Here is a 7921-nt window from a genome sequence, read left to right as displayed (position 1 = left end):
GCACTCCCCGGCCGAACCTGACCCACACATCAGTCAGAAGCATCGAAGTTTCCTCGTCCAAGCATGAGTTTCACCGGCCGGCCGGTGAAACTCCCGTCGGGCCGGTCTCAGGCTGGCAAGGTCCAGTCGATCGGCTGGCCGCCGCGCTCGACGAGCAGCTGGTTGACCTTGCTGAACGGCCGTGAGCCGAAGAACCCGCGCGATGCCGACAGCGGCGAGGGGTGCGGGGACTCCACGGCCGGGATCGGGCCGAGGTGTGGCTTCAGCGAGCGCGCAGCGTTGCCCCACAGGATCGCGGCCATCGGGGTGCCCGCCTCCGCCCGTCGTACGACGGCCTGGATCGCGCACGCGGTGACGTGCTCCCAGCCCTGGAACTTGTGGGAGTCCGAGGCGCCGGGGCGCACGGTCAGGACCCTGTTCAGCAGCATCACGCCCTGGTCGGTCCACGCGGACAGGTCGCCGTGGGGCGGCGGCGTGACGCCGACGTCGTCGGCGAGCTCCCGGTAGATGTTCGCGAGGCTGCGCGGCAGCGGCCGGACGTGGCGGTCGACGGCGAAGCAGAGGCCGATCGGGTGCCCCGGCGTGGGGTAGGGGTCCTGCCCCACGATCAGCACGCGGACGTCGGCGAGCGGCCGCGAGAACGCGCGGAAGACGTGCTCGCCGGCCGGCAGGTACGGCCGACCGGCAGCGATCTCGTCGCGCAGGAACTGGCCGAGCGCAGCGACCCGGTCCTCGACCGGCGCCAAGGCCTCGGCCCAATCGGGGGCCATCAGGCCCTTCTCTGAGAGTCCGGAGAGAGCACCCACGGCACGACCCTACGGCGCCGAAGCGCCGGGTCCCCCCAGACCCACCCCCCAGCGAGGTCGGCCGCGGTGCTGCTCCCGAATGCCACCACCGTGCGGCGGCGCCCCTCTCCCTCCCAGGGGCGCCACCTGGTGTGGCTAGCTCCGACGCGGATCTCGAGCCTTGCTGGTCCTCCCGGGGGCACTCCCGGCAATGGGGTGCCGGACCCGGGTGGGGCTCCCTCCAGCGGATCTCGAGGTCCGCGTCGGTGATGAGAAATCTACGGACCAGGGACCGGTCCCGGGATCGGGAACGCGGCCGAGGTGCGCTAGTCCTTTGGGACTAGGCGTCGGCGGCGATCGGCCGCGCCAGGCGGTCGAGGAAGGCGACCAGGACGGCCTCGCGCAGCCGCGGCGGGGCCGCGTCGAGGAGCGCGTTGACCGGAGCCATCCGCTCGGGCAGCCCCAGCTCGCCCTCGTCGCCGGCCAGGCCGCCCGCCGCGAGCAGCAGGTCGAACTCGGCGTCCCCGAGCGTGGTCGGGTCGAGCGTCTGGAGCAGTGCGACGACGGCCTCGTCCACCGGCACCGGACCGGCGTCGAGAGCGGCGGACACCGACGCCTCCAGCGCGGCGAGGAAGGCCTCGGGGTCGGTCGCGGCGCTGACCGCGAGGTGCAGCGAGGGCGCACGGCCGTCGTACGACAGCTGGGGCTGGACGAACCACCCGCGCTCGGCCATCTCGTCGCAGACGGTGAACACGTCGAGGGGTCCGTCGGCGACGGCGGCGACCAGCGTCGAGTCCGGTACGGCGAGCAGGGCCAGCCCGTCGACCTCGGCCAGCCCGGCGACGATCCGGTCGGTCGCGGCCAGTGCGCGGCGGGTCAGGTCCAGGTAGCCGGGGTCGCCGATGGCCTGCACGGTCGCCCACGCACCCGCGACCGGGCCGCCCGATCGCGTGGACTGCAGGGTCGCGTTGAGCATCGTGTAGCCGGGCCAGCCGGCGTGCGCGAAGTACTGCGGCCGGCGCAGCTCCGGCGTGCGGTGCAGCAGCAGGGACGAGCCCTTCGGTGCGTAGGCGTACTTGTGCAGGTCCATCGAGATCGAGGTGACGCCCTCGACGGCGAAGGTCCACGGCAGCACCGGCCGGCCCAGGCGGGTGGCCCACGGCAGCACCCAGCCACCGATGCAGGCGTCGACGTGGCAGCGCACGCCGCGGGCCGCCGCGGCGGCAGCGATCGCGGTGACCGGGTCCACCACGCCGTGGGCGTACGACGGCGCGCTGGCCACCACGAGCACGGTCGTCTCGTCGATCGCCGCCGCCATCGCGTCGGCGTCCGCGCGGTGGTCGGGACCGACCGGCACGACGACGGCGCGGACCCCGAAGTAGTGGGCCGCCTTGTGGAAGGCGGCGTGCACGGTCTCCGGGACGACCATCGACGGCGCGGTGATGTCGGGCCGCGCGTCGCGGGCGCCCTGCACGGCGAGCAGGCAGGACTCGGTGCCGCCGGAGGTGAGGGTGCCGACGGTTGTCGACGGACCGTCGACAAGAGCGCGCGCGAAGGTGACGAGGTCGTTCTCCATCGCCAGCAGGCTCGGGAAGGCCGTCGGGTCGAGGCCGTTGCTGCCGGCGAACGCGGCGACCGCCTCGCGGGCCAGCGCGTCGACCTCGGCCAGGCCGGCGTCGTACACGTAGGCGAGGGTGCGGCCGCCGTGGACCGGCAGGTCCTCGGCCTGCAGCGCCGCCAGCCGGGCGCGCACCTCGTCAGGCGACATCGACACGATCGACCTCCGTCTCGTCGAGGGTGTAGCCGCGCAGCCAGAGCAGGCTGAGCAGCACCAGCAGGGCCGGCAGCAGGGAGAATCCGAGGGTGATGGCGGTGACCGCGGAGTCCGGCTGCAGCACGTCGTCCGCGTCGCTCGACACGTAGCCGCCGAGCGCCAGCACGACGGCGAACAGGCCGGGTCCGAGCGCCAGGCCGAGGGTCTCGCCGGCCGTCCAGACGCCGGTGTAGACGCCGATCCGCGACGACCCGGTACGACGGGCGTCGACCGCCGCGACGTCGGGCAGCATCGCCATCGGGAACACCTGCACGCCGGCGTACCCGACGCCGACGAGCCCCACGGCGACGTAGACCAGCACCGCCGACCCGGACGACGCCGGCAGCACCAGCGCAGCGCCGGATGCCAGGACCAGCGACGCCAGCAGGTAGCCACGCCTCTTGCCGGTGCGGCGGCCGATCGTCGCCCAGGCCGGCGTCAGCAGCAGTGCGGGACCGACGAAGCAGACGAAGAGCACGGTGGCCGCTCCGTCGCGCTCGAGTACGTCGCCGGCGACGTAGTCGACCGCGGCGAGCATGCACCCGGTCGCCAGCGCCTGCAGCACGAAGGTCGTCAGCAGCACGCGGAAGTCCCGCGCGCCCGCGACGATGCGCAGCTGGTCGCGCAACGTCCCGGCGCCCGGCGCGACCGTGCCGATGGGGGCAGCGCGCGTGCCGCGGTAGGCGAGCAGTGCGCCGGTGAGGATGAGCAGCGCCATCACGACGCCCATCGCGCGATAGCCGTCGCGGCCGCCGATCGCGTCGCGGATCGCGGGCGCGCTCGCCCCGGCCAGCAGGATCGTGAAGGCGAGGATCGCGACCCGCCACGTCATCAGGCGGGTCCGCTCGGCCGACGTCGTCGCGATCTCCGCCGGCATCGCGACGTAGGGCACCTGGAAGAAGGCGTACGCCGTCGCGCAGGCCAGGAACGCGACGAGCACCCAGGCCGCGTCGAAGGCCTGGGAGCCCAGGTCGGGCGCGGCGAAGAGGAGGGCGAAGCAGGCGGCCAGGGCGAAGCCGGCCCGCAGCAGCCAGGGACGGCGCGGCCCGCGCGGGTCGACGGTCCGGTCGCTGATCCGGCCGGCGACCGGGTTCAGCACGACGTCCCACGCCTTCGGCAGGAAGACGATCGCGCCGGCCAGCAGTGCCGGCACCGCGAGCGTGTCGGTGAGGTAGGGGAGCAGCATCAGGCCCGGCACGGTGCCGAACGCGCCGGTCGCGACCGACCCGGCGCCGTACCCGATGCGAGGACTCACTTGGCGAGCGAGCGCGATGCCGCCGACGACGTGCGGCGCTTCCGGTTGGTGCCGATCGGCACGGCCGGCTTGTTGTCGGTCGACCACTGCGTGATCCACTCGTCCATCGCCAGCCAGGTGGTGGTCCGCGCAGCGCGGCCGGTGAGCATGCCGAGGTGGCCGCCGGGCACGACCTCGAAGCGCACCTCGGCCGACTTCCTCAGCAGGGGTACGACGGCGCGCACCGACGGCACCGGCGCGATCCCGTCGGTCGATCCGCCGAAGACCAGGACCGGCACGGTGATGTCGGCCAGGTCGATGGTGCGGTCGTCGAGCTCGAAGGTGCCGCTGGCGAGCTGGTTGCCCTTCGCGAAGCGGTGGTAGAGCTGGCCGAAGGTGCGGCCGGGGTAGGCGATCATGTTGGCGGTGAAGTGGTCGACCGCCTCGATCTGCGCGAGGAACTCGCGGTCGTCGATGTGGGTCGCCAGCGCGATCGGCTTCGTGACCATCTTCTGGAAGGCGGTCAGCTGGAAGGCCCACTTCACCAGCGGCTTCGGCGCCCCACCGAGCATCTGGTAGCCCTTGGTGATCGGGCCCTTGCCGTTGAAGAGGTTGAGCAGCGGGCGGAACGGCGCCAGCAGCGGCACCTGCGAGATGTCGATCGGCGAGCCGACCACGGTCAGCGACGCGACGGGCAGGTCACCGGAGCGCTTGTCGGCGAGCGTGAGCAGGGAGAAGATCCCGCCGAGGCTCCAGCCGATCACGTGCACGGGACGGCCGCCGGCGTGCGCGGAGACCTCGCGGATCGCGTTCGGCACGACCTCGTCGATCCAGTGCTCCATGCCGAGGTTGCGGTCGCGGAAGGACACCTCGCCGTACTCCACGAGGTAGGTCGGGCGGCCCTCGGTGACGAAGTGCTCGACGAGCGAGCAGCCGCGGCGCAGGTCGTAGCAGCTCGACGGTGCGGCCAACGGTGTGACGAGCAGGACCGGGTCGCCCTTCTCCTGCACGTGCCCGGCCGGACGGTAGTGGTAGACCTCGCGCAGCGTGCCGTCGTCGATCAGCGTGCGCGGCATCGGCCGCAGGTCGGCGACGCCGCCGTAGAGCAGCTTCTGCGCGACATTGCTCGCCGCCGCCACGACCTGGTCCGGGGCGGGGAGCAGGCCGGAGCCCGGCACGGAACGCAGGGGCACCAGATCCATGTGCGAAAACTACCGCGCAGGAGGGCTTCGGGACCCGATCGTCCGCAGGACAGGGGTCAGGAGCGGTCGGCGGGCCGCAGCGACTTGGTGTGGTTGTGGTGCGACTCGTCCTCGAGCTCGGTCATGAAGCTGTCGGCCCACGCCTTCACGTCGTGCTGGGCGATCTGCTTGCGCATCGCCTTCATCCGCTTCGACAGCTCCTTGGGATCGGCCTCGTAGGCCTCGAGCAGCGCGCCCTTCATGCCGTTCATGTCGTAGGGGTTCACGAGCCAGGCCTGGCGCAGCTCGTCGGCCGCCCCGGCGAACTCGGAGAGGACGAGGGCGCCGTCGTCGTCGACCCGGCAGGCGACGTACTCCTTGGCGACGAGGTTCATCCCGTCGCGGTACGGCGTCACGACCATCACGTCGGCGGCGCGGTAGAGCGCCGCCATCTCCTCGCGGGGGTACGACGTGTGCAGGTAGCTGATCGCCGGGCGGCCGATCCGGCCGAGATCGCCGTTGAGCCGGCCGACCAGGCGCTCGATGTCGTCGCGCAGGTTGCGGTAGTGCTCCACCCGTTCGCGCGAGGGGACGGCGACCTGCACGAAGACGGCGTCGTCGACGGTCACCCTGCCGTCGCTGATGAGCTCGCCGAACGCACGCAGCCGGGCGTAGATGCCCTTGGTGTAGTCGAGCCGGTCGATGCCCAGGAAGATCTTGCGCGGGTTGCCCAGCGCCTCGCGGATCGCGGCGGCGCGCTCGACGACGCCCTCGGACCGGGCCAGCTCCTCGAAACCGGAGGCGTCGATCGAGATGGGGAAGGCCGCGGCCCGGACGGTGCGGCCGTCGGGCAGGTAGACGAGGTCGCGGTGCGTCTTGTGGCCGACCCGCTGGCGGACCAGGCGGATGAAGTTCTGCGCGGCGCCGGGCAGCTGGAAGCCGACCAGGTCGGCGCCGAGCAGGCCCTCGAGGATCTGGCGGCGCCACGGCAGCTGCTGGAACAGCTCGGCCGGCGGGAACGGGATGTGCAGGTAGAAGCCGATCCGCAGGTCGGGGCGGAGCTCGCGCAGCATCTGCGGCACCAGCTGCAGCTGGTAGTCGTGCACCCAGACCGTGGCGCCCTTCGCGGCCAGGTCGGCGGCCTTCTCGGCGAAGCGCCGGTTGACCTTGACGTAGGTGTCCCACCACTCGCGGTGGAACTCCGGCTTCGCGACGACGTCGTGGTAGAGCGGCCACAGCGTGCCGTTGGAGAAGCCCTCGTAGTGCTCCTCGATCTCCTCCGCCGTCATCGACAGCGGCACCAGGGACAGCCCGTCGTCCTTGAACGCGCGCAGTCGCTGCTCGGTGCCGCCGGGCCAACCGACCCACACCCCGTCGTGGGCGCGCATCACGGGCTCGATGGCGGAGACCAGGCCGCCGGGGGAGCGGCGCCAGGTCGTCCTGCCGTCCGGCCCGGCGACGCGATCGACGGGGAGACGGTTGGCAACGATCACCAGGTCGTGGGCCACGGTCGTCACCCTATCCAGACGGACGGTTGTCGGGCTGGCCCGACAAGGAGTGTCGTGCTGGCAGGATTCCGGGTACGACGCCCACGCACCACGCTGGACCCATGACCGAGACGCTGGTGATGACACCGACCTCCCCGCCCGCCCACGTCGCCGGCACCCCCCTGGTCCGGCGCACCCTGCACGACTCCGCCTACGCGCTGTCGGCCTTCCCGCTCGCTCTCGTCGCCCACGTGGTCGTCATTACCCTCCTCGCGCTCGGAGCAGCCCTGTCCGTCCTGATCGGCGGCGTGCTCGTGGTCGTCGTGGCGGTGCTGGTGGCCCGCGGCTTCGCCGGGCTGGAGCGGATCCGGCTGCGGACCGTGCGCAGTGACGCGGTCCCGGCGCCGTCGTACCTGCGGGCGGGATCGGGGGACCGCTTCTGGCGGCGCACGCTGACGCCGCTGCGCGACCCTCAGTCGTGGCTCGACGTGGTGTGGTCGCTGGTCGGCCTGCTCACCGGTACGGCGGCCTTCGCGATCGCCCTGACCTGGTGGTCGGCGGTGCTCACGGGTGCGTCGTACTGGTTATGGGAGAGGTTCATCCCGCGCGACGGCGACGACAAGAGCCTCGCCGACCTGGTCGGCCTCGGCGAGAGCCGGGCCGCCGACGTCGGGCTGATCACCGGCATCGGTGTCGTGGCCCTGCTGACGCTGCCGCTCGCGGTGCGCCTCGCCGCCCTCGTCCACAGCAGCCTCGCGTCGGTCCTGCTGACCAGTCGCGCCGAGCTGCAGGGCCGGGTGGCGCGGGTCGAGGAGAGCCGCGAGTCCGCGCACCGCGCCGAGGCCGAGTCGCTGCGCCGGCTCGAGCGCGACATCCACGACGGCCCGCAGCAGCGGCTGATCCGGCTCGGTATGGACCTGGGCCGGGCGCGCATCCAACTCGGCCAGGACCCCGACACCGCCGCCCGCACCCTCGACGCCGCCGTCGCGCAGACCCGCGCCGCCGTCGAGGAGCTGCGCGCCCTCTCCCGCGGGATCGCCCCGCCGCTGCTGGTCGACCGCGGCCTCGTCGCCGCCGTGGCCGAGATGGCGGACGGCCAGCCGATCCCGGTGCGGGTCACCGCCGACGTACCCTCCGGCCTGCCGCTGCCCGTCGAGACGGCCGCCTACTTCGTGGTCGCCGAGGCGCTGACGAATGTCGTCAAGCACAGCGGTGCCGCCCGGGCGGATGTCACGCTGGTCGTCGTGGACGGAGCGCTGCAGGTGACGGTCGACGACGACGGGCGCGGTGGCGCGGCCGCGAGTCCCGGCCACGGACTGCACGGGCTGCAGGAGCGGCTCGCCGGTGTCGACGGGCGGCTCCTGCTCGCCTCGCCCGAGGGCGGCCCGACCCGGTTGCGTGCGGAGGTCCCGCTGAGGTGA

General features: G+C 72.9%; 6 protein-coding genes. 1 reads left to right on the top strand and 5 read right to left on the bottom strand.

Annotated features, from left to right (window positions below; translation table 11 throughout):
• Positions 1–107: 107 nt before the first annotated feature.
• From ASE20_RS20405 to ASE20_RS20385, 5 genes are all read right to left on the bottom strand, one after another.
• A complete protein-coding gene (locus ASE20_RS20405) occupies positions 108–770 on the bottom strand; it encodes a uracil-DNA glycosylase (RefSeq protein WP_082612646.1) in 663 nt (220 codons plus the stop codon).
• Positions 771–1125: 355 nt separating this feature from the next.
• Positions 1126–2553, bottom strand: a complete 1428-nt coding sequence (locus tag ASE20_RS20400; protein WP_056896361.1) for a pyridoxal phosphate-dependent decarboxylase family protein — start codon at positions 2551–2553, stop codon at positions 1126–1128.
• The gene (locus tag ASE20_RS20395; protein ID WP_056896360.1) at positions 2543–3853 is read right to left on the bottom strand and encodes an MFS transporter; all 1311 of its coding nucleotides are present in this window, start codon (positions 3851–3853) and stop codon (positions 2543–2545) included. Before ASE20_RS20395 ends, ASE20_RS20400 begins: the two co-directional genes overlap by 11 nt.
• Positions 3850–5034 (bottom strand): alpha/beta fold hydrolase, encoded by a 1185-nt coding sequence (locus tag ASE20_RS20390; RefSeq protein ID WP_082612645.1) that lies wholly within the window; start codon positions 5032–5034, stop codon positions 3850–3852. The genes ASE20_RS20395 and ASE20_RS20390 overlap by 4 nt, the downstream gene beginning before the upstream one ends.
• A gap of 56 nt (positions 5035–5090) precedes the next feature.
• Positions 5091–6530, bottom strand: coding sequence for an alpha,alpha-trehalose-phosphate synthase (UDP-forming) (locus tag ASE20_RS20385; RefSeq protein WP_056896359.1), 1440 nt, complete (start codon positions 6528–6530; stop codon positions 5091–5093).
• Between the two features lie 92 nt (positions 6531–6622).
• On the opposite strand from ASE20_RS20385, the gene ASE20_RS20380 reads away from it, so the two are divergent.
• Complete coding sequence (locus tag ASE20_RS20380; RefSeq protein WP_056896358.1) at positions 6623–7921, top strand: sensor histidine kinase; 1299 nt, start codon at positions 6623–6625, stop codon at positions 7919–7921.

The organism is Nocardioides sp. Root240 (assembly GCF_001428825.1).
Lineage (GTDB): Bacteria > Actinomycetota > Actinomycetes > Propionibacteriales > Nocardioidaceae > Nocardioides.
This window is presented reverse-complemented; position numbering and strand designations above follow the sequence as displayed.